Origin of the sequence: Shewanella morhuae (assembly GCF_003028295.1) — a bacterium.
Taxonomy (GTDB): domain Bacteria; phylum Pseudomonadota; class Gammaproteobacteria; order Enterobacterales; family Shewanellaceae; genus Shewanella; species Shewanella morhuae.
Genome location: NZ_PYSG01000002.1, coordinates 185536 through 206309 on the forward strand (window position 1 = coordinate 185536; position 20774 = coordinate 206309).

Genomic DNA, 20774 nt, shown 5'->3' on the forward strand with positions numbered 1-20774 from the left:
TAATGAGATGCTTATTGAAATCCCTGATGTTTTTTCTAAACAAGAAGTCAGTCAACTACGCGAACAATTAGACGCCCGCCGTTGGATAGACGGTAATCAAACCTCGGGGGCGATGGCGAGCACTCGTAAGCGTAATCAACAGTTAGATAAGGACGATCCGGTTGCGGTAGAGATAGGTCAGCAAATTATGGAAAGGCTACTTGCGCATCCATTATTTATCTCCGCAGCATTGCCATTGCAATTTTACCCACCGTTATTTAATCGATATCAAGGCGGTGAAACCTTTGGATATCATATAGATAATGCTATCCGCTCGACCCCTGATGGGATGATCCGTACTGATTTGTCTGCGACTTTATTTCTCAGTGAACCAGAAAGCTATCAGGGCGGCGAATTGGTTATCCAAGATACTTACGGCCAACAAAGCATAAAATTATCTGCGGGTTCATTAGTGCTTTATCCATCTACCAGCCTGCATCAGGTCACGCCAGTCCTGTCGGGTGAGCGTACCGCTGCCTTTATGTGGTTGCAAAGTATGGTTCGTGATGAAGGCCAGCGCCGCTTGCTATTTCAACTTGATCAATCGATTCAAACACTCACGGCTCAGCAGGTTGCAGAACAAGAGTTGTTTAACCTGACGGGTGTGTATCACAATTTATTGAGGCGCTGGAGTGAGCTGTAAATGGACGTTCACACATTAGATAAATTTGGCATAATAGCCGCTAGTTTTGGGCGGTTATTACTATGAGTTTTGAATCGGCATTTTCCCTGATGAGATATTCGCTGACAAACTGATATTTTTATAAAGTACAAATAGTTAAAGTTGACCTACTTACAAGGCTAACTGTATTGACACGGATGCGTACTCATCAAAAGGTACGATTTTTATATTTATGGAGGTAACACATGTTCGTAGGATTAACTCTTTTTTCTGCTTTGTTTCCACTCGCCGTATTTATTGGTGTGATTATATTTGCTGTAAAGTTGATTGGTCGTTTAAAAGACATTTCAGAGTCTCAAAAGTCCATTGCTGACTCGCACACTCAATTAGTTAAGTTACTCATAAGTAATCAACAGAAAAGCGATTCATCAGGCGTGTAGGACAACATTAGACTCTGTACGTAAGATGCTTTGCTTTAACTGTTTTCCCTTATCAATTAATTCTACCAATATTACACTTGAACATAGAGTTAGTCGCATTAATCTAGTCTTTTCTGTGATAAGTAAGTCAGCATGAGTCATTGAAATTTAAAGCAATTAGCTTTTTAGTTATCACTCGGTAGTGAGAGTTTTAGAGGATTTATTTTGATTTTTTGTTCCAAACAAATCTACGTTAATGATGTGTTATAATCACATTGCCTCACCAACCTGGTGTTTGGTAATCGTGCTTTGCCCTGTGTATAATGCCTTGGCGTTTTACTTCACATAGACGACAAGTGACGACAAGACATTGATGGTGAATTATCCTGCCAGCCTTTTCACGTTTTTGAACGCGAAATAACGCCATCGATGAGATTCTATAATCTGCAGCGTCCAAGCTATTGTGATTCCCTCTTAGTTCCCCTGAATAAGGTAGAACATCCTAAACGTGTAAAAACAGCCAGTAAGAATATTATTTAGTCGGATTATAATGAATTTAAATAAAGCCCAGCAACACCAAGGTTTAGCGCCTAAAACCCTCGATCGCACATTTTCCATAGCGCCCATGCTGGATAGAACGGATTTAAATTTAATCGCTTGAAATGTAAAGTTAAAAAATAGTTATGGATACCTATAGGATACCTCGTATTTCTAGCTTTTTTTTGGATACCTGAAACTTCTTTATTTTTCTAATCATCGTAAAAATCTCTCAACTTGATCCGATCTAGCATCTTTACACTGCTTATCAATATAATTCGCCAGATCATTGAGATGTACTAAAAATGGACTCTTAGCACTATTTCTCATCTTGAATACTGGGAAAGGTAGCATTCCAGCTTTTGCTCTGTTTTTTGCTGTTCTGAGTCCAAGCCCCAAGTATGATTCTGCGATTTCATCTAAGGGAGCTAATGCCCGATTTGAAAATTGAACTAGAAGTAAGCGATGAGTGAGTGTTAACTCTATAGTAATACACCTCCGCACCTGAATTGGGTACATTGTGCCTTGTCTCTAAAATCGGGACAATGAGCAAAACATTATATGCACCAGAATATAGAAAACCAATAGAGCGGCTTAAGGCGGCTCGAATCGACCGTGGCCTAACCATGCGGGAACTCGCGGCAGAGTTGGGAGTACCACATTCTTATGTTGGAAAAGTTGAGCAGTGTGAGCGCAAGTTGGATGTTCTTGAGTACATATATTACTGCAAGGCCTTAAATGAGGGCCCTTTGAAAGGAATGCTCATTTTAAGTTGTAAGTAACTTAATAAACTAGTCCTAGTGGTCACTTAGTCTTAATTTAACATGCCTCTGCACCTGAATCAGTTTTGGCCTATTCTTATAGTCTAAATCAAACTTAGCAGTGATATTTGCTATGAAAATGCCTGAAGCGAGCTTTTTCGAGTGGCAAGGTCAATTCAATACTGAAATTGATTGCTTAAATCACATTAAGAAAATGAGATGGCCTAATGGTTTTATGTGCCCTAGATGCGGTTGTGAGCATGCCTATGAGCTTACCACTCGGCAGTTATATGAATGTAGTCAATGTCATAAACAAACATCGGTAACGGCAGACACCTTATTCCACGGTAGTCGCATCCCTTTAACCAAATGGTTTTGGGCTATCTACTTTTTAGGCTCGGATAAAGGCAGTATTTCAGCATTGAGGTTGAGCAAGCTCATAGAAGTTAATTGGCGAACCGCACGCTTGATATTAAGTAAGCTGAGAACGGCGATGGGCCATAGGGACAGCCTATATAGGCTATCAGGCGTCATTGAAATTGATGATGCCTTGGTGGGTGGCAAAAGGAAGGGCAAACGTGGGCGTGGTGCTGCAGGCAAAACACCCGTTTTAGTTGCCGTTGAAAGCAAAGGAAAAAAGGCGGGTTTTATCGCTATGCAGGCCGTCAATCGTGTTTGCCATGATAACGTTGAACAGTTTGTTGCTAAGCATTTAACGATGCAGCAGGAAGTGCATACAGACGGTTTACCCGCATTGAATATTATCGATAAGAATCAAAAGCATGAATAAATGGTCGCGCTCAGTGAGCTTGTTGATGAATGGCTGCCTTGGGTTCATATTGCTATTGGTAATTTGAAAGCATTTTTGCTGGGGACATTTCACGGTGTCACAGGTAAGTTTCTTCAAGAATACCTTAACGAGTTCTGTTATCGGTTCAATCGCAGACAGATGGAGCGAGAGATACCTAACAGGTCGTTGAATTTAGCCATAATTCATGCGCCAGTACATTCTCACTGAGTTAAGTGCATAGGCATGTAATTTAATGATTCGAAATCATCTTTTACATTGCAAGATATGAACTTTTTGCTCATAATCACGTCAAATAAAACGTCTAGTTTTTTGTCTTACTAAGGTTTCTTCTTATGGCTACCAAGTTTCAAAATCCACCTGTTGTCTATACGGCTGCAAAATTAATATTTGCTGAATCAATTGGTAGCTATAGCGACGAGAAATATAAGAGCCTACTTACAGCGCTTGAATCACATAGCTTTGATTCTTACACTGTGAGTAAATTGATGGGTGTTCAATTAAAGCAATCAGATAATCAATTTACAGCAATTCCTACAAATGCTGAGAGGGTAGGATATTTTTCAGAGAACAGACGGAGATGTGCTGTTATCGATGAAAATACGATTGAATTAAGATTGTCGGAGTATGACAACCACACTCGCTTTCTGGATGAGTTTAAGTCATTGATTGATATCTGTTTTACTCGTGGTATAGCGATAGGCAATAAACTTAGAGAGATTGAGTTACATTATGTTGACCTTTTTGTACCGCAAAATTGCCAGCTAAAAGATATGTTTGCCTCTAGTGTCACTATGCCCATGGACCAATTTTATAGTGATGAGAACGATGCTTTAAAAGTAGGTGCAACTAGCTTTACTCGAGTGCTAGCTTCTGGAACGAGTAGAGTATCTATAAACTTAGAACAGCTTAAGGTTTTAGATGCTCAAAGAAGAAAGTATTTGCCTGATTCTCTAGTTGAGCTAGATTCTAAGCTGTCGATGCCTTTAGATGTAGAAAGACTTTTTACATCTAAATTGCAAAATGAGTATGCAATTGTCCATACCGCGTGCGGCTCATTAATTGATATGGATTCAGTTGATACCGCTAAGATTCGTGAGATGCTTGAGTTACTTTATATTGAAAGTCGTAAAACGTTTGACCATATGTTAGCGCCTAAAATTTGTGATGGAATATGGGAAGTAGAAGCTAAATAGGGAGACTTTTATGGATTATTTAACCAGTGTTATCGATGCTCCTAGCTATGTTGCTAGAGCTGAGCTTGTCCAATACGTAGATACTCAGTCAAGATTTTTGCCTATAAGGTTGACTGTTAATGATAATAATAAATATGCTCAATTAGTTAACTCTAATGATAGCAATATTTATTATCTGCTTGATCACATTGAAGATGATCAAGTTAAAAATGCTGGGCAACTAGAGCTTATCCAGCAAGATACTATAAGTGTTAATGACTGTGTTTTGAAAGGCCAAGATGTTTTAGGGCTGAAGATCAATGAGATCGCTAGATTACTAGGCGTTTCAAGAGCTACTCTTGATCTACATAGAAAGGGGGCGAATGTAAAAGATATGACTGCATATCATAGTTTATACAGTTTCGTCTCTTCCGTTGAAACGCTATATGGAAATAGTATAAAAAATGGAGTTAGGAATGTTTTAGTTGAACGTAAAACTCTAATTCAGCATTTGGTTATTAACTCTGATAACTTAAGTGTGGTTATGCCCTTAGTTGCTGAAGTATCTGAGAAGGTGCGAGGTATGAGAATAATTAAATCAGATATGGATGCCTCTAAGACTAATATTAGGCTTAGTGGCATTGGCCGAATGGCATAATATAGTTGAGGAATGTTAGTTGGACGAACTAATTGAAGCAGGTGTAAGGCAAGGAACTGTATTAGGTTTTTCAGAACAACTAACTAATAAGAGTCAGGAGTTTACTGTACTCGAAAAAGTGATCAAGAAAGGGCGATATGGCCATTTTGAATCTAAAGGAGTATCTAAAGATCACCTGTATGTAATCCTGACTCAAGACTGTTCAATATCAAGCGGGAAGTACATTGAATTAGCTCAGCTTAAAAAGAAAATTGTTAAGGATGAGGGCAAAGTTCAGCACCTCCTGCTTGGTAAGGATTACAGTAAGCTTTATGTTAAGATTGATGGCACTATTTATGAGTCAGAAGAATCATTGCTTACTAAAGTACCAAAGGAAATCTTAGTTAAAGCATTAGGTGACGGTGATTTAAAGGTAAGTACTTCATTAGACGTAAACTGTATTAAAATTATTTTAGATTGGCGTCTTTTGGCTTATCGGAGAGAGCCTTTCCCTGATAATTTTAACCGTAAATTAGATGCTTACTTCCAACAAAGCCATTTTTGGTTCACGGGTTTTCTGGCTGCAAATCAGGATAATATCCATTCGGTAAGAGTTTTTGTCACTCCCGAGGACGAAGAAGCTGATGAATATTGTTTTGCTATTACTCTTATCCTTACAGAAAATGGCCAAGAGAAAGATGCAGAAATTTCAGACGCTTTAGTGAAAATGATTGGTGAGTTTTCTGAGATAGAGGGGATTAAGGGGATTCAAAATGAAGGTTTTGACGTTCATGATATTGATTTTCCAGAAAATTTAACGATCTCATTTACTGTAGGGTTAGATGATTTTAGTTTTGCCAATGCTTACGTAATGCGAGAGTTTAATTTTCAATACCTCTGTTACTGACCCGTATAGTTTATTTATGCGAGCAGCCACTTCTTCTAGCTTTATGTGATTAGGGCACCTTTAGGTACCCTAATAAATACGAAAATTCTTAAAAATATGTGGAAATAACTTAGAATATCTAACTAATAGATGTTTGAAATTATTTCTAAGTAAAACGAAATGAAAAAAAACTCAATAAAATCAATAGATAGAACATTTTCTATAGCACCCATGCTCGATTGGACAGATCGCCATTATCGTTATTTTGCGCGTTTGATGTCGGCTAATGCATTGTTATATACAGAAATGGTGACCACTGGGGCGATATTGCATGGTCGCGGTGATTATTTAGCGTATAACCAAGAAGAACATCCTTTGGCGTTGCAGCTAGGTGGCTCTAATCCTGTTGATTTAGCGCGCTGCGCTAAACTAGCAGCTGAGCGTGGTTATGATGAAGTGAATCTCAATGTCGGTTGCCCTTCCGATCGTGTGCAGAATGGCCGTTTTGGCGCTTGCTTGATGGCCGAACCTGAGCTGGTGGCGGAATGCGTCGATGCCATGAAGCAGGTCGTTAATATTCCCATTACAGTTAAAACGCGTATTGGAATTGATGAGCAAGATAGTTACGAGTTTCTCACTCAGTTTATTGATGTTGTTAGCGCAAAAGGTTGTACGGATTTTACTATTCACGCACGTAAGGCTTGGCTTCAGGGCTTGAGTCCGAAGGAGAATCGTGAGATCCCGCCGCTTGATTATGCGCGCGTATATCAACTTAAGCGTGATTATCCTACGCTTAATATTGGTATTAATGGCGGTGTTACCACACTTGAGCAAGCGCAAACCCATTTGGCGCAACTTGATGGGGTGATGATGGGGCGTGAGGCCTACCAGAATCCCTATATTCTGGCGCAGGTGGATCAAATATTGTGTGGCAGCCAACAGGCGGTAATAAGCCGTGAAGATGTCATTGAGGCTATGTTGCCTTATATCGAAGCACATTTGCAGTCGGGTGGCCGGCTCAATCACATTACTCGGCATATGATTGGGTTATTCCAAGGTTTACCAGGTGCCCGCGCATGGCGTCGTTATTTGAGTGAAAATGCCCATAAAAATGGTGCAGGCATTGAAGTGGTAAAACAAGCATTTCAGAATATTCAAGCTGAAATGGCAGTGTAGTTTTTCTTATGTTAAAAAATGGTGAGATTTACTAAGTTGAATAGTATTTTTCACCACTTACATTTTATTAATCCATTCCTTTATCTCTCATCACTTACATTTTTAATTTTAATTTAATAAAAATCATATGCTTAGTGTTAATCTATAAGTTGGCATGCAGTTTGTAATACTCCTTTCGTCAAGTAAATTAATCGAAAGGGATGCCATCATGTTTACATTAACCATTAAAAAAACAGTGCAAGTGAGTGTGTTACTCGGTGCGTTATTCGGAAGCGTTGCAGTACAAGCAGAAGCTACACCAATGTCGGATGTTGCTGGAGCTATTGAACAAACATTAACCAAGCAAACACAAGAGTTACTCGTCAGCGCTAAGCGTGAATTAGTGCTATCGCTACATACTCAGCTTGCAGAAACTATTTATGATTTTAATAGTCAACTTGGCTTAAATGCTGAACATACAAGTGAGTCGGTGAGTGCTGATGAATATAGTGCTAATTAAGGGAAGCGCAGATGTGGTTTACCTGTAATGACTTTGCTGCTGTTATTTATAATCAATCTTATGTTGTTTGCAGATGATGTTATTTATGGATTTCAGTGGCACAGGATGAGTGCTTGTAAATTAATGATTCACTGAGCCGAGGTGTTAGATGAAGCAAATTAAAATACGTCTGCAAAACCCCAAACGATTAGTGTGTGGCGTTGCCGCTGATTTGGCATCAAAGTTTGGTTGGTCTTGCTTTTTGACCCGCGTGGTGTGGGCTGGTGTAACGGTATTTATGCCAGGAATGAGTTTATTGATTTACTTTGTTTTAGCTTTGTTAGCGGATCAATGGAAAAGGTCAGTTTAAGCTTATTCAACGGACTTATATTTGATGAGCGGAGTGACTTATCTTGATTTTAAGGCCAAATTTTATTAACAAGAGGGCACTTTGACCCTCATGTGAAATGTATATTGCTTACAGACTACTTTTTCAAAAAAGCCTGAAATCTGCTTTTAGCTTCATCACTTTTTAGCCTAGCGCTAAATTGCTCTAATTCTTGATGCATTTGGTGTTGTACGCGGTTTTTATGTGGACGCATGAGTTGACGAGTAATTTGCAGTGCCTGTGGTGGTTGATTCGCCAGTTTTTTTGCCTGCGATAGCGCATAACTGAATAACTCTTCATCAGCCACTATTTCGTTGATCATATTAAGTCTGTGAGCCGTCTGGGCGTTAAAACTTTCACCGAGCAACAGCAGCTCTGCTGCTTTTTGATAACCAACAAGTTCTGGTAGCAGTAAACTTGCCCCGGCTTCTGGCACCAGAGCCAAGTTAACAAATGGTAGTTGGAACTTGGCAGTGCTATCTGCGTACACTAAATCGCAATGCAATAGCACGGTTGTACCTATACCAACAGCAGCGCCAGAAACAGCAGCAACAAGTGGTTTTTTGAGCTCCAGTAGACAAAATAGAAAACGTACCGCTGGGTGGTTTGGTCCTAAGTCACTATTTTTCAAAAAGTCTGCAATATCATTGCCTGAAGTAAAGCAATTATTTTTGCCATATAACATAAAGGCACGAATGTCGTTGTCTGCTTCACCTTCGATCAGGTATTCTGTCAGTTGTTTATACATATTAAGATCAAATGCATTGCGTTTATCAGGGCGATTAAAGCTGATAATGCGTACGCCCTGATCATCCTGGACCTGTATATGACTCATGGGTTGTTTCCTTTACGACGACATTGGGTAAACATGGAGTTTAAGACATTGAAACCAATATTCAAACAGCTGTTTAATTGCCTAGTTTTATCTTTTGCATCATTCTCAGCGTTGGCGAGTGTAGTGCTGACGGAAGGTCACGTACGTGCCATGCCAGATACCGTGCCAAATACTGCAGCCTACTTTACGCTTGAAAACCACACAGATAAAGCGGTTCGTCTAATTGCTGCGAGTTCCAATGTGGCTAAAGATGTCCAATTACACACGATAATTGAAGACCAAGGCATGGTAAAAATGCGCCATGTTGAAGGCTTTGATATTCCATCCCATGGTGCATTAACGTTAATGCCGTCTAAAGATCATGTCATGTTGCTTGGTTTAAAAGCGCCTTTAGTATTGGGGCAACAAGTTGAACTACAATTAGAGTTCGACGATGGCGAAAAAATGGTGATTACATTGCCTGTAACTAAACAAGCTGATATCGCCGCAGAGCAAGAGCATCATCACCATCATTAAGGAGTAGCTTGATGCAAATTACATGGAAAAAAGTTGCCGGTGTCGGTTTATTTTTAGTGCTTATTGGCTATGGCGTGAGTGTATGGTGGAGTATCGAACCCGATCCTATCAACCCTCAGCAGTTGATAGCTAGCGATAAGAATGTGGTCGGATACGCAACAACAACCTCACTTATTCTCACCATCGAAAACCTGCTTGATAAACAAGGTGGTTGGTTATCAAACGATGTGATGCCACCCTCTGTCTTTATGGATAATATGCCCGCTTTTGAATATGGCGCATTAGAGCAAGCCCGTGATTTAGCCTTGATTATGCGTAAAGAGTTTAGTCGTTCGCAGTCACAATCTGCCGCAGATAAAGATTTAGGTGAAGCCCAATCTAAACTCAATATCGATCATACCAGCTGGCTAGTCCCGAGCGCTGAAAGCGAATACCGTAATGCGATAAAATTATTGAAGCTATATCGTGTCCGCATGATGGACCCCAATAACCAAGATGCGCAGTTTTATGCCCGTGCCGATAACCTTAATGAATGGTTGAAAGAAGTACAAAAGCGCCTTGGTAGTATGTCGCAGCGTTTATCTGCCAGTGTGGGACAAGAGCGTTTAAATACCGACTTAGCTGGCGATAACGCTGCCCGTCAATCTACGCCTAACTTAGCAAGCCATCAAATTAAAACCAGTTGGTGGAAGATTGATGATGTCTTCTATGAAAGCCGAGGTGCTTCATGGGCGTTACTCAACTTTATGCGTGCTGTAGAAGTCGATTTTGCAGACGTACTGAAGAAAAAAAATGCTGAAGTAAGTCTAAGACAGATCATTCGTGAACTAGAGGCAACTCAGCAAACAGTTTGGAGCCCCATTGTCCTTAATGGCAACGGTTTTGGCCTAGTCGCTAATCATTCATTGGTTATGGCTAACTATGTATCCCGTGCGAATGCCGCGGTGATTGATTTAACGAATTTGCTATCTCAAGGTTAATTATGAAAAAAACTCTTCTCGTTAGTGCGATACTCGGATGTTGTATTGCTACGTCTGCCCAAGCGGCGACCGTACTCGGCTTTAAAGTGGGTGGTGATTATTGGTATGCTGATACTAATGGTACCTTTGCTGATAAAGGCCAACCGCAACAAGACTTTAATTATAGTTCATCTGCACAGGGGAGCTATTGGGTTGCGCTTGAGCATCCCATTCCATTTATCCCTAATATTAAAATTCGTGAAAATAGCCTAGATCAAAAAGGTGACTCCGCTAATTCGAGTGTGACGGCTTTTACCGATCTGAGTAACACGGATTTCGTGTTGTATTACGAAATATTGGACAATGATATAGTGTCATTGGACCTAGGTGCTGCTTATAAATTAATGCATGGTTCATTTAGGGTGCAAGATGCGGTTCCTCCAAAAGAGAAAGATATCGATGATGGTATCATCATGGGTTACGCCAGTGGTGAAGTGGGGATTCCTGGCATAGGTTTGTTTGGTTTTGCAGATTTGATGGTTGGCGCGAGCGAATCGAGTGTCTATGACTATGCTGTTGGTCTTGGCTGGGAATTTGACGGAGTGACTGTTGATACACGCGTTCGTGTGGGTTATCGTGAGTTTCTATTTGACGTGAGCAATTTCTCGGGTGTGAGTGCAGATACTACATTTAAAGGATACTTTGCGGGTGTAGAAATCGACTTCTAATCCTTTACGTTAGGATTGAGACATAAAAACCGCCAATCGGCGGTTTTTTTATGTCTCTAAAATAAGTCTCAAAGCAAGTTTTAATATCGAGAGCGATATTACTCTGCTTTTAAACCATTATTGATAGCAATGACATCATCTTCATTCAAGGTGCCGGCAGCTTGCTTTAGCGCCACAATCGAATTGATGTAACTGTAGCGAGCATCTGACAATTTACGTTTTGAATCGTACAAGTCACGGGTACGATTTAATACGTCAACGATAGTACGAGTGCCCACTTCAAAACCTGCTTGAGTGGCTTTTAACGCACTTTCTGATGATAATACTGACTGCTCATAAGCCTTGATTGAGCTTATTGATGCACCGACGTTATTGTAGTTATTACGAACATCCTTCACTACACCGCGGTAGACTTGCTCAAGTTTTTCACTCGCTTCAACATATTGAAATTGCGCTTGCTTAACTTGTGAGCTGACTTTAAAACCTTCAAAAATCGGAATGCTTAAATTAACACCAACATTAACATTATCGAAATCAGGATCGTTGATATTGCCTGTTTTCTGTTCAAGTCCTTTGTTGTAGCCCGCATTTAAGCTTAAAGATGGCATGTGGCCCGCTTGATAAAGCTTAATGGTTTCTTGGGCAATATCTTTACCAATACGTTGAGTCATCAGATCTATGCTATTGGTTTCAGCAATCTTTAACCATTCACTCGATGATGTTGGGGCAGGTGTAACGGCCGAGAAACGGTTAGTATCTAATACATTAATAGTCTTGTGATCGATACCTGTGATTTCACGTAAGGCTTCATAGCTATTAGCTAATGTATTTTCGGCTAAAATTTCAGTTGCTGAGGCTAAGTCATATTGTGCTTGAGCTTCATGGACATCGGTAATAGCAGTTAAACCTACCGCGAAACGCTGTTTAGTTTGCTCAAGTTGGCGTTCGATAGCGCGCTTTTCTGCACCTTGGAACTCATAATTATCTTTAGCGGTTAATACGTCGAAATAGGCTTTAGTAATACGCGTAATCAAGTTTTGTAGTGCTGATGCGTAAGCTGAATCAGCTTGAGATGCGGCTTTCTCTGCAAGGCTTAAACCTACCCAAGCACTATGATCATAGATGACTTGATTTAGTGTAAGGCTACCGACTAGACCACTTGTATCATTTTTTGGATCATTCCATGCTTTGTCATAACCGACGTTAGCACTAATGGTTGGCAACAAAGGCGCACGATTTTGTTCGATTTGTTCAAACAAACCATTACGTTGAGCCTGAGCTTGCAATACAAGCGGATCGCTTGTCAGCGCTTGCTGATAAATTTGCAGTAAATCGTCAGCTTGTACCACTGAAGCGGAAGCCGCAAGCGTTAATGCTGCGCATAAAGTATGGATCTTAAATTTCATTTGCTGTCCTTATTAGACAAAATCCCCCCAAGGGAGAACATTTTAACTTTGTTTAGACTAAGTAATGCCTTTATCAAGGCGGTTTGCGCTTCCCGACGCTTCCCGATACAGCTAAAACTTAATGACCTAGAGTTTAAGAATTCTAACACTTTCAAGTCAAATTCGAAGTGTAACAGATTTTATTTTAAAAATGTGTCAAATTGCCTTGATTATAGGCGCAAATTTAATTTCTGAGGATAGACTATGAAACCCGCTGTTTTTTCGCAAAAGGATATTGAGATCATAGGGAAAAAAACCTTATACCAAGGCTTTTTTTCACTCGATGAGTACACCTTTAAACATAAATTATTTGCCGGTGGTTGGAGTCTGCCTGTCACTCGTGAAGTCTTTGAGCGCGGCCATGCTGTTGTGGTACTGCCCTATGATATTAAGCAAGATAAAATAGTGCTTATTGAGCAAGTACGCTTTCCTGCATTAGCAACGACTAAATCTCCTTGGCTTATGGAGCTCGTCGCGGGTATGATTGCGCTCGAAGAAACGCCTGTCGACGTTGCCCTCCGCGAGTTATTTGAAGAAACAGGCCTTGTCGCTGACAATATGCATTTTATTAATAGCTATTTGGCGAGCCCAGGTGGTAGCACAGAGCGTTTCTATTTCTATTGGGCTGATATCGATTCAAGTGAGGCCCGAGGATTGCACGGATTAGCTGAAGAACATGAAGATATCCGATTGCATGTTATGAGCCGTGAGCAAGCCTATAATAGTATGCTTAACGGCGAGATAGACAATGCATCGACCGTTATTGGATTGCAATGGTTGCAATTAAACTATCAGCAACTGCGTTAAGTTGGGAATAATTTGACCGCTTCGAATCTACAGTTAAAACAACGCTATAAACCTAACGTCAGTAATTTTTTGGCGCTGTGCGGGCGTAATTATAGTTATATGTTGAAATGGTTACCGTTAGAGATTGCTATCGGTGAGTCATGGCAACTCGAAGGTGAGTTTGGTACATTAGTAGTGCGTATTTTAGAAAATACCAAATATACTCAATTAGTTGAGATATCTCGCCCGCTTGCTATTAAAGACTTTATCAATACTCCCAAGGTGTTAGTGAGAATTTATCATGATGCTAAATTAGCAGAAGTGTTAACTGGCCAACAGATTTACCAATTACGCCCAGTGTATGATTACCCTAATGTCCGTATGTATCAAAGTGATGAAAAGTACCAGGTGAATGCATTCCTGGAAGAGTTATTAAAGATTGGTTACCAACATAGTGTTGTGTGCCGACCTTAGAATTGGGTATTCAATGTGCTGAAAGAGGCTGTCTCTTACTCCATAACTGAAGGAGAAAGTGTACGTATAGTGCAGATCACTGATCCGCACCTTTTTGCCGATCCTGAAGCTCAGCTCTTGGGGGTCAATACCTATAAGAGCTTGGCCGCCGTATTAAATACCATTAGAGCTGTGGATTATCCGGCTCATTTGATGCTCGCCACTGGCGACTTGAGCCAAGACTATTCCGCTGAATCCTACCAACAATTTGTAAAAGCTGTTACACCTGTTGATTTACCTTGTCATTATCTACCGGGAAATCATGACGATCCGCGGATCATGTATTTACACATGCAAGGTGAGCAGATCTTTGGCCAGCAACGTATTCTCGCAGGCAATTGGCAAATACTCATGTTGGATTCGACTGTGCGCGGCAAACCTGGCGGCAATATGGCCGATAGTCAGTTTGAATTAATTGACAAAGCTATTGCAGCGCATCCTCATCTGCACACTTTGCTGGTGATGCACCACAACCCCATAGTCGTTAATTGCACTTGGCTTGATCAGCACTGTATGGATAATGGTGCCGAATTTTTAGTGCGAGTAGCCCAATATCCGCAGGTTAAAGGATTACTCTGGGGGCATGTGCATCAATGTATCGATACCCATCACAAAGGGCCTCATGGCAATTTACAGTTGATGGCGACACCTTCCACTTGTATTCAATTTAAGCCATTATCACCGTATTTTGCTTTAGATAGCATCCAGCCAGGTTATCGTTTGCTGGAGTTAAAGGCCGATGGTAGCATCAATACTAAAGTGTATCGCGTACCTGGTAACCATTTTTCCCCCGACAACAACTCTAGCGGTTATTAAGTAGAATAGCCGCAGCCTGAGGATATTTGGGTATATATGCTGCTTTATATTCATGGATTTAATAGCTCGCCATTTTCAGACAAAGCCGTGATGACCGCTAAATATATGGCGCTGCATCACCCTAGTGTGACCTTTCATCAGCCACAATTGCTCAATACACCTCAGGCTGCAATGGCACTGTTAACGACTTATGTTGAGGCGGCAATTGAAGCTAATGAACCATTAGCGTATATAGGCTCATCCTTAGGGGGGTATTTTGCTAGTTATTTAGCTGAAACCTATGGGGGGCGAGCTGTTTTGGTGAATCCCGCGGTAAAACCCTTTGAATTGTTTGATGAATTTATGGGGCCACAATTTAATCCTTATACAAAACAACATTATGTCGTGTTACCGGAGCATAAGGCGGAAGTTGCTGAATTTAATACGACTATTATCCACAATCCGGACCGATTTTTGGTATTATTGCAGGCAGGTGATGAGGTGCTCGATTATCGTGAAGCACTTAATAAATATCATCACTGTCAATTACGAATTGAAGCAGGGGGCGATCATAGTTTTATGGGTTATGCATCGCACCTGCAAACTGTAAGCCAATTTTTACAGTTACCTTGACAAACCGACATCCACAGCCGCAACATGGCCGGATATATAACCTATAGCGTGCCCTATGACCAATCAATATACCTCTGACGCCATTGAAGTTCTCAACGGACTCGATCCTGTTAAACGCCGTCCAGGTATGTATACCGACACCTCCAGACCCAACCATTTAGGCCAAGAGGTTATCGATAACAGTGTTGATGAAGCATTAGCAGGCCACGCAACCAAAATTGAAGTCATTTTACATAGCGATAACTCCCTTGAAGTCACCGATGACGGCCGTGGTATGCCGGTGGATATTCACCCTGAAGAAGGTATTCCTGGGGTTGAGTTGATCCTCACCAAACTACATGCTGGTGGTAAGTTTTCCAATAAAAACTATCAATTCTCGGGTGGTTTGCACGGCGTGGGTATTTCAGTCGTGAACGCATTATCGCGCCGTGTTGAAGTGACAGTACGTCGTGATGGTCAAGTGTATGATATTGCTTTTGAAAATGGTTTTAAGGTTGAGGACTTACATCCCTCTGGCACCTGTGGTCGCCGTAATTCGGGTACTCGAGTGCATTTTTGGCCCGATCCGAGTTATTTTGATTCGGCGAATTTTTCTAATTCGAAACTGATTTATCTACTGCGCGCTAAAGCGGTATTGTGCCCAGGCTTGCGGATTAAGTTTACCAATAAGCAAACCAATGAAGTCCATGAATGGTTTTATGAAAGTGGCCTGACTGATTATTTAAAAGCTGCTATCGGCGATAATTTGATGTTGCCTGAAGAGCCCTTTGTTGGCAGCTTTAAAGCACAATTGGAAGCCGCTGATTGGGCAATTACTTGGTTACCAGAGGGCGGCGAGTCAATCGGTGAGAGTTATGTTAACTTAATCCCCACGCCGCTTGGTGGTACCCATGTAAACGGTTTTCGCCAAGGTTTATTGGAATCTATGCGGGAATTTTGTGAGTTCAGAAACTTAATTCCCCGTGGCATCAAGCTCTCACCGGAAGACATCTGGGATCGGGCTGCATTTATTTTATCGGTGAAGATACAAGAACCACAATTTGCAGGCCAAACGAAAGAAAAGCTCTCTAGTCGTCAATGTGCCGCTTTTGTTTCTGGCGTTGTGCGCGATGCTTTTTCACTGTGGCTTAACTCGAATACCGAATTAGCTGAATCCTTAGCCGATATGTGCATTAATAATGCTCAGCGTCGGTTAAAGGCTGCCAAAAAAGTCGCCCGTAAAAAAGTAACCTCAGGCCCTGCGCTACCGGGTAAATTGACCGATTGCAGCGGCCAAGATCCGATGCGAGGAGAGTTATTTCTCGTTGAAGGGGACTCTGCGGGTGGTAGTGCTAAACAGGCTCGCGATCGTGAGTTTCAAGCAATCATGCCGCTGCGAGGCAAAATCCTCAATACTTGGGAAGTCGATGCCTCGCAGGTATTAGCTTCACAGGAAGTGCACGATATTTCGGTTGCAATTGGGTGCGATCCAGATAGCAGTGATATCTCTGAATTACGTTATGGCAAGATTTGTATTCTTGCCGATGCCGACTCCGATGGACTGCATATCGCAACCTTATTATGTGCGCTATTTTTGAAGCATTACCGCATATTGGTCGAGCAGGGCCACGTGTATATTGCCATGCCACCACTGTTTCGTATCGATATCGGTAAAGAGGTTTATTATGCTCTGGATGAAGCAGAAAGAGCTGCAATTATAGATCGTATTGCTGCAGAGAATAAAAAAGGTAAGGTACAAGTTACCCGCTTTAAAGGCTTGGGCGAGATGAATCCGTTACAATTACGTGAGACAACGATGGATCCAAACACCCGTCGTTTAGTACAGTTAACCATAGATGATAACGAAGAGACCGATGCTTTGATGGATATGCTACTGGCGAAGAAGCGTTCACCAGATCGGAAAAACTGGCTTGAAGATAAGGGTGACATGGCTTTACTTTAATGTTGTGCACTATTGCCGATAACAATAAAACATAGGCATAAAATGACAATGTTGTATAAAAAAACTAATACTTATAATTACTTGAAGATATTACCTGCTTATTTAACCCTATTAATAAGCAGCATGTTATTGACGAGCAATAGCGCGTTGGCGGCTTCTCAGTCGATAATGATTACCGTCTCTAAAGGTTTTGGTTTATCACTTTATGCCTCAGATGTGGGTGATGCTAGGCAGATGGCAATGGGTACTAATGGTACGCTATTTGTTGGCTCCCACAAGAGTGGCACTATCCATGCTTTAGTGGATACCAATCAAGACGGTAATGTTGATAAACGCTACGTGATAGCTAAAGGAATGACCTCACCAGATGCGATCGCATTCCACAATGGTGACTTATTTGTTGCTACTGAAAACCAAATTGTACGCTTTGTTGATATTGAACAAAGGTTGCGTCGGCCAAGTCGGCCAAAAGAAGTATACAGCGATTTACCTTACTCAGAAAAAAAGAGTTCTCGGGCGATTAACTTTGGTCCTGATGGCCGCTTATATGTATCGATAGGAGCGCCTTGTAACGTATGTGAGGCTCCAGTGCCTTACAGCAGCATTATAGCGATTAATATTGATACTGGCGCCAGTGAGCAAATTGTTGCTGGTGTGCGCGATGCCAGTGGATTCGATTGGTCGCCCATCGATGGTAAATTATGGTTTGCCGACCGAGGTCGTGATTGGATGGGCGATATTTTACCCCCCGACGAAATCAATCGTGTGGATGTAATGGGAAGTCATTACGGTTTTCCTTATTTACACGCTAGCACGGTTGTTGAGCCTGCCTATCAAAGGCCTAAAAACTTAAAAATTACTACCCCTGTATATGAGTTACCCGCACATGTGGCGCCTACAGGATTGGCTTTTTATCGCGGCAGTCAATTTCCGCCTATGTATCATAACCAGTTGTTTGTCGCCGAAAATGGCTCTTGGAATCGCTCGAGTAAAGTGGGCTACCAAGTGGTTATGCTAAAGATTGAAGACCAAAAAGTGGTGAGCCGTGAAACGGTTGTCAGTTTCCTCGATGGTGAGTTTCCCGTCGCTCGTCCCTTTGGCTTGTTATCCGCTGATGATGGCGTGATGTACATTTCAGATGATTTAAAAGGTAACGTTTATCGTTTGTTCTTCAAAAATGAAACGAATAGCAATAGTACTGAAGCACCACAGGAACTAGAAAAAGATGAGTGACGCAATCAAGTTAAGTCTCGATGGAGTGGAGCAAATGCCATTACGGCGCTTCACCGAAGAGGCTTATCTGAATTATTCCATGTATGTCATTATGGACCGTGCTTTGCCACATATTGGCGATGGGCTTAAACCTGTACAGCGCCGAATTATCTATGCGATGAGTGAGTTAGGTTTATCGGCTCAGTCAAAACATAAAAAATCGGCCCGTACAGTTGGTGACGTATTAGGTAAGTATCATCCCCACGGCGATAGCGCATGTTATGAGGCGATGGTATTGATGGCGCAGCCATTTTCTTATCGTTATCCATTGGTTGATGGTCAAGGTAACTGGGGTGCTCCTGACGATCCAAAGTCATTTGCGGCCATGCGTTATACCGAGGCGCGCCTATCTAAGTTTTCTGAAGTGTTACTCAGTGAGCTGGGTCAAGGCACGGTTGAATGGGGCGAAAACTTTGACGGTACGTTAAAAGAACCTAAAGTGTTGCCAGCTCGCTTACCGCATATATTACTCAATGGGATCACGGGTATTGCCGTGGGTATGGCGACAGATATTCCGCCGCATAACGTCAGAGAAGTGGTCTCGGCCTGTGTTGCCTTGCTCGATGATCCAAAGTTAGAGCTCGAGCAATTAATGGCCTTTGTACCGGGCCCTGATTACCCAACTGAAGCGGAGATCATTACCCCCTCGGCCGATATTGCAAAAATTTATGAATCTGGGCGCGGGTCCTTGCGTGCGCGCGCAGTTTACACCGTTGATGGCGGTGAAATTATTATTACTGCATTACCTCATCAGGCCAGTAGTGGCAAAATTTTAGAGCAAATCGCCAATCAAATGTTGGCAAAAAAGTTGCCTATGGTGGCGGATTTACGCGATGAGTCTGACCATGAGAGTCCGGTGCGTCTGGTGGTTGTGCCTCGTTCAAATCGTGTCGATTGTGATCAGCTTATGGCGCATCTATTTGCGACGACGGATTTAGAAAAGAGTTTTAGAGTTAACTTAAACGTACTGGGTCTCGATGGTCGACCACGGGTTAAAGGGCTAAAAACCTTATTAACTGAATGGTTAGAATTTCGAGTCGATACGGTTAAGCGCCGTTTAGAATATCGCTTAGATAAGGTGGTTTCGCGGCTACATATTCTCGAAGCATTAATGATCGCGTTTCTCAATATTGATGAAGTGATTGAGATTATTCGTTTTCATGATGAACCTAAAGTCGAGTTAATGGCACGTTTTTTACTGAGTGATAAGCAAGCTGAATCGATTCTTGAGTTAAAATTACGTCACTTAGCCAAGCTAGAAGAATTTAAAATCACCGCCGAGCAAAATGAACTTGAAGCCGAGCGTGAAAAGCTCGAGCAGTTATTGAGCTCTGAGCGTCGTTTAAAAACGTTGATCAAAAAAGAATTAATCCAAGATGCACAAACCTATGGTGACGATCGTCGCTCACCCATAGTACTGCGTAATGAGTCACGCGCCTTAACTGAGCAAGAGCTAACTCCGACAGAGGCCGTAACAGTCGTTTTATCTGAAAAAGGCTGGGTACGTTGTGCTAAAGGCCATGATATTGATCCGTTATCTCTGTCCTATAAGTCTGGTGACCAATATTTGTGCAGCGCCATGGGGCGTAGCAATCAAGCGGCGGTATTTATTGATTCGTCTGGACGGGCATTTGCAACCGACAGTCATACGTTGCCCTCTGCACGTAGCCAAGGCGAGCCAATTACCACTCGTTTTAATATGGCGCCTGGTGAAACCATGCAGCATGTGTTGATGGGGGAAGAGGACCAATGCTACTTGTTAGCAACTGATGCTGGTTATGGTTTTATTTGTTCATACAACGATATGGTATCGCGCAATAAAGCGGGTAAGGCTTTGCTCAGTTTATCTACAAACGCTAAATCATTAACACCTAAGTTGATTGATCGTACTAAAGAAATGTCACTTTTAGCCATTACCAACGAAGGTCGGATGTTGCTGTTCTCCCTTGATGCCCTGCCACAGTTATCTAAAGGTAAAGGCAATAAGATTATCGGCATCCCGACAGAAAGAGCGAAGAGTCGCGACGAGTTAATGACGCACTTGCAGCTCGTGCCAAGCGATACGCCCGTCACTCTGTGGGCGGGTAAGCGCAAGCTCACACTTAAGCCGAGCGATTTAGAGCACTATCGTGGCGAGCGTGGTCGCCGTGGGGCCAAGTTACCGCGAGGCTTACAACGTGTTGATAGCATTGAACTCGGTGACGGCGGTGAGCCATTAACGAGCATTTAATGCTTTGATGGATTAAAAGTGCTCAAGAGTGCGATGCACTAGCCTGCAATATAGCAACTCGTAATAGATTAGCGAAAGTCACCTGAGTCTTACTTCGGTGGCTTTTTTGTTTTTCATTATCGAATGTCAATCGCTAGTCAGATTCGAGATATAAAAAAACCTACTGTATGACTACAGTAGGTTTTTAATTATCT

At 41.8% G+C, this 20774-nt stretch carries 22 protein-coding genes and 1 pseudogene; 20 read left to right on the plus strand and 3 right to left on the minus strand.

Translation table 11 applies throughout. The features are described 5' to 3' along the window. Positions 1–7: 7 nt before the first annotated feature. Entirely contained in the window at positions 8–682 is a 675-nt protein-coding gene (locus C9I43_RS01355; protein ID WP_107881621.1) for a Fe2+-dependent dioxygenase, read from the plus strand. Between the two features lie 224 nt (positions 683–906). Beyond that, positions 907–1101, plus strand: coding sequence for a hypothetical protein (locus C9I43_RS01360; protein ID WP_076501283.1), 195 nt, complete (start codon positions 907–909; stop codon positions 1099–1101). A gap of 732 nt (positions 1102–1833) precedes the next feature. Here C9I43_RS01360 and C9I43_RS01365 read toward each other — a convergent pair. Continuing rightward, positions 1834–2136, minus strand: a complete 303-nt coding sequence (locus C9I43_RS01365) for a pyocin activator PrtN family protein (RefSeq protein WP_107881623.1) — start codon at positions 2134–2136, stop codon at positions 1834–1836. 26 nt (positions 2137–2162) lie between these two features. Here C9I43_RS01365 and C9I43_RS01370 point away from each other — a divergent pair, with 26 nt between their 5' ends. The 8 genes and pseudogenes from C9I43_RS01370 (at position 2163) to C9I43_RS01405 (ending at position 7908) form a co-directional block, all read left to right on the plus strand. Beyond that, positions 2163–2399: a helix-turn-helix domain-containing protein gene (locus C9I43_RS01370; RefSeq protein WP_107881625.1), complete on the plus strand. Its 237-nt coding sequence runs from the start codon at positions 2163–2165 to the stop codon at positions 2397–2399. A gap of 112 nt (positions 2400–2511) precedes the next feature. Then, positions 2512–3396 (plus strand): annotated as a pseudogene (locus C9I43_RS01375) (IS1595 family transposase). A 125-nt stretch (positions 3397–3521) separates the two neighbouring features. Beyond that, positions 3522–4382: a hypothetical protein gene (locus tag C9I43_RS01380; RefSeq protein WP_107881627.1), complete on the plus strand. Its 861-nt coding sequence runs from the start codon at positions 3522–3524 to the stop codon at positions 4380–4382. A gap of 10 nt (positions 4383–4392) precedes the next feature. Continuing rightward, on the plus strand, positions 4393–5019 hold the full coding sequence (locus C9I43_RS01385) for a hypothetical protein (RefSeq protein ID WP_107881629.1): 627 nt from the start codon (positions 4393–4395) through the stop codon (positions 5017–5019). Positions 5020–5038: 19 nt separating this feature from the next. After that, positions 5039–5905 (plus strand): hypothetical protein, encoded by an 867-nt coding sequence (locus C9I43_RS01390; protein ID WP_107881631.1) that lies wholly within the window; start codon positions 5039–5041, stop codon positions 5903–5905. Positions 5906–6064: 159 nt separating this feature from the next. Then, positions 6065–7060, plus strand: a complete 996-nt coding sequence (gene dusA, locus C9I43_RS01395; RefSeq protein ID WP_107881633.1) for a tRNA dihydrouridine(20/20a) synthase DusA — start codon at positions 6065–6067, stop codon at positions 7058–7060. Positions 7061–7268: 208 nt separating this feature from the next. After that, a complete protein-coding gene (locus C9I43_RS01400; protein ID WP_107881635.1) occupies positions 7269–7559 on the plus strand; it encodes a hypothetical protein in 291 nt (96 codons plus the stop codon). Between the two features lie 148 nt (positions 7560–7707). After that, positions 7708–7908, plus strand: a complete 201-nt coding sequence (locus C9I43_RS01405; RefSeq protein ID WP_076501275.1) for a PspC domain-containing protein — start codon at positions 7708–7710, stop codon at positions 7906–7908. Between the two features lie 115 nt (positions 7909–8023). Here the strand turns inward: C9I43_RS01405 and C9I43_RS01410 are convergent, their stop codons facing one another. Further along, positions 8024–8761: an enoyl-CoA hydratase gene (locus C9I43_RS01410; protein ID WP_076501272.1), complete on the minus strand. Its 738-nt coding sequence runs from the start codon at positions 8759–8761 to the stop codon at positions 8024–8026. A 33-nt stretch (positions 8762–8794) separates the two neighbouring features. On the opposite strand from C9I43_RS01410, the gene C9I43_RS01415 reads away from it, so the two are divergent. From C9I43_RS01415 to C9I43_RS01425, 3 genes are read left to right on the plus strand one after another with little or no spacing between them, the layout of a single operon-like run. Beyond that, positions 8795–9277 (plus strand): copper chaperone PCu(A)C, encoded by a 483-nt coding sequence (locus C9I43_RS01415; protein ID WP_076501269.1) that lies wholly within the window; start codon positions 8795–8797, stop codon positions 9275–9277. 11 nt (positions 9278–9288) lie between these two features. Next, the gene (locus tag C9I43_RS01420; RefSeq protein WP_076501266.1) at positions 9289–10257 is read left to right on the plus strand and encodes a DUF2333 family protein; all 969 of its coding nucleotides are present in this window, start codon (positions 9289–9291) and stop codon (positions 10255–10257) included. A gap of 2 nt (positions 10258–10259) precedes the next feature. Then, positions 10260–10964 carry a TIGR04219 family outer membrane beta-barrel protein gene (locus tag C9I43_RS01425; protein ID WP_076501263.1) on the plus strand — a complete coding sequence of 235 codons (705 nt, stop codon included), beginning with the start codon at positions 10260–10262 and terminating at the stop codon, positions 10962–10964. Positions 10965–11062: 98 nt separating this feature from the next. On the opposite strand, the gene tolC is transcribed toward C9I43_RS01425, so the two are convergent. Next, positions 11063–12370 carry an outer membrane channel protein TolC gene (tolC, locus tag C9I43_RS01430; protein ID WP_076501259.1) on the minus strand — a complete coding sequence of 436 codons (1308 nt, stop codon included), beginning with the start codon at positions 12368–12370 and terminating at the stop codon, positions 11063–11065. A 243-nt stretch (positions 12371–12613) separates the two neighbouring features. Between tolC and nudF the strand changes: the two genes are divergently transcribed. Genes nudF through parC form a run of 7 tightly spaced genes read left to right on the plus strand, consistent with a single transcriptional unit; the run spans position 12614 to position 20580 of the window. Then, the gene (gene nudF, locus C9I43_RS01435) at positions 12614–13216 is read left to right on the plus strand and encodes an ADP-ribose diphosphatase (RefSeq protein ID WP_107881637.1); all 603 of its coding nucleotides are present in this window, start codon (positions 12614–12616) and stop codon (positions 13214–13216) included. Between the two features lie 12 nt (positions 13217–13228). Then, positions 13229–13669, plus strand: coding sequence for a DUF1249 domain-containing protein (locus C9I43_RS01440; protein WP_107881639.1), 441 nt, complete (start codon positions 13229–13231; stop codon positions 13667–13669). Positions 13670–13684: 15 nt separating this feature from the next. After that, a complete protein-coding gene (gene cpdA / locus C9I43_RS01445) occupies positions 13685–14524 on the plus strand; it encodes a 3',5'-cyclic-AMP phosphodiesterase (protein WP_107881641.1) in 840 nt (279 codons plus the stop codon). Positions 14525–14560: 36 nt separating this feature from the next. Next, positions 14561–15136, plus strand: a complete 576-nt coding sequence (locus C9I43_RS01450) for a YqiA/YcfP family alpha/beta fold hydrolase (RefSeq protein WP_107881643.1) — start codon at positions 14561–14563, stop codon at positions 15134–15136. A gap of 55 nt (positions 15137–15191) precedes the next feature. Next, positions 15192–17078, plus strand: a complete 1887-nt coding sequence (gene parE, locus C9I43_RS01455) for a DNA topoisomerase IV subunit B (RefSeq protein ID WP_076501247.1) — start codon at positions 15192–15194, stop codon at positions 17076–17078. Between the two features lie 48 nt (positions 17079–17126). Continuing rightward, positions 17127–18311 (plus strand): PQQ-dependent sugar dehydrogenase, encoded by a 1185-nt coding sequence (locus C9I43_RS01460; protein WP_107883988.1) that lies wholly within the window; start codon positions 17127–17129, stop codon positions 18309–18311. Next, positions 18304–20580: a DNA topoisomerase IV subunit A gene (parC, locus tag C9I43_RS01465; protein WP_107881645.1), complete on the plus strand. Its 2277-nt coding sequence runs from the start codon at positions 18304–18306 to the stop codon at positions 20578–20580. Before C9I43_RS01460 ends, parC begins: the two co-directional genes overlap by 8 nt. The last annotated feature ends 194 nt before the right edge of the window (positions 20581–20774 follow it).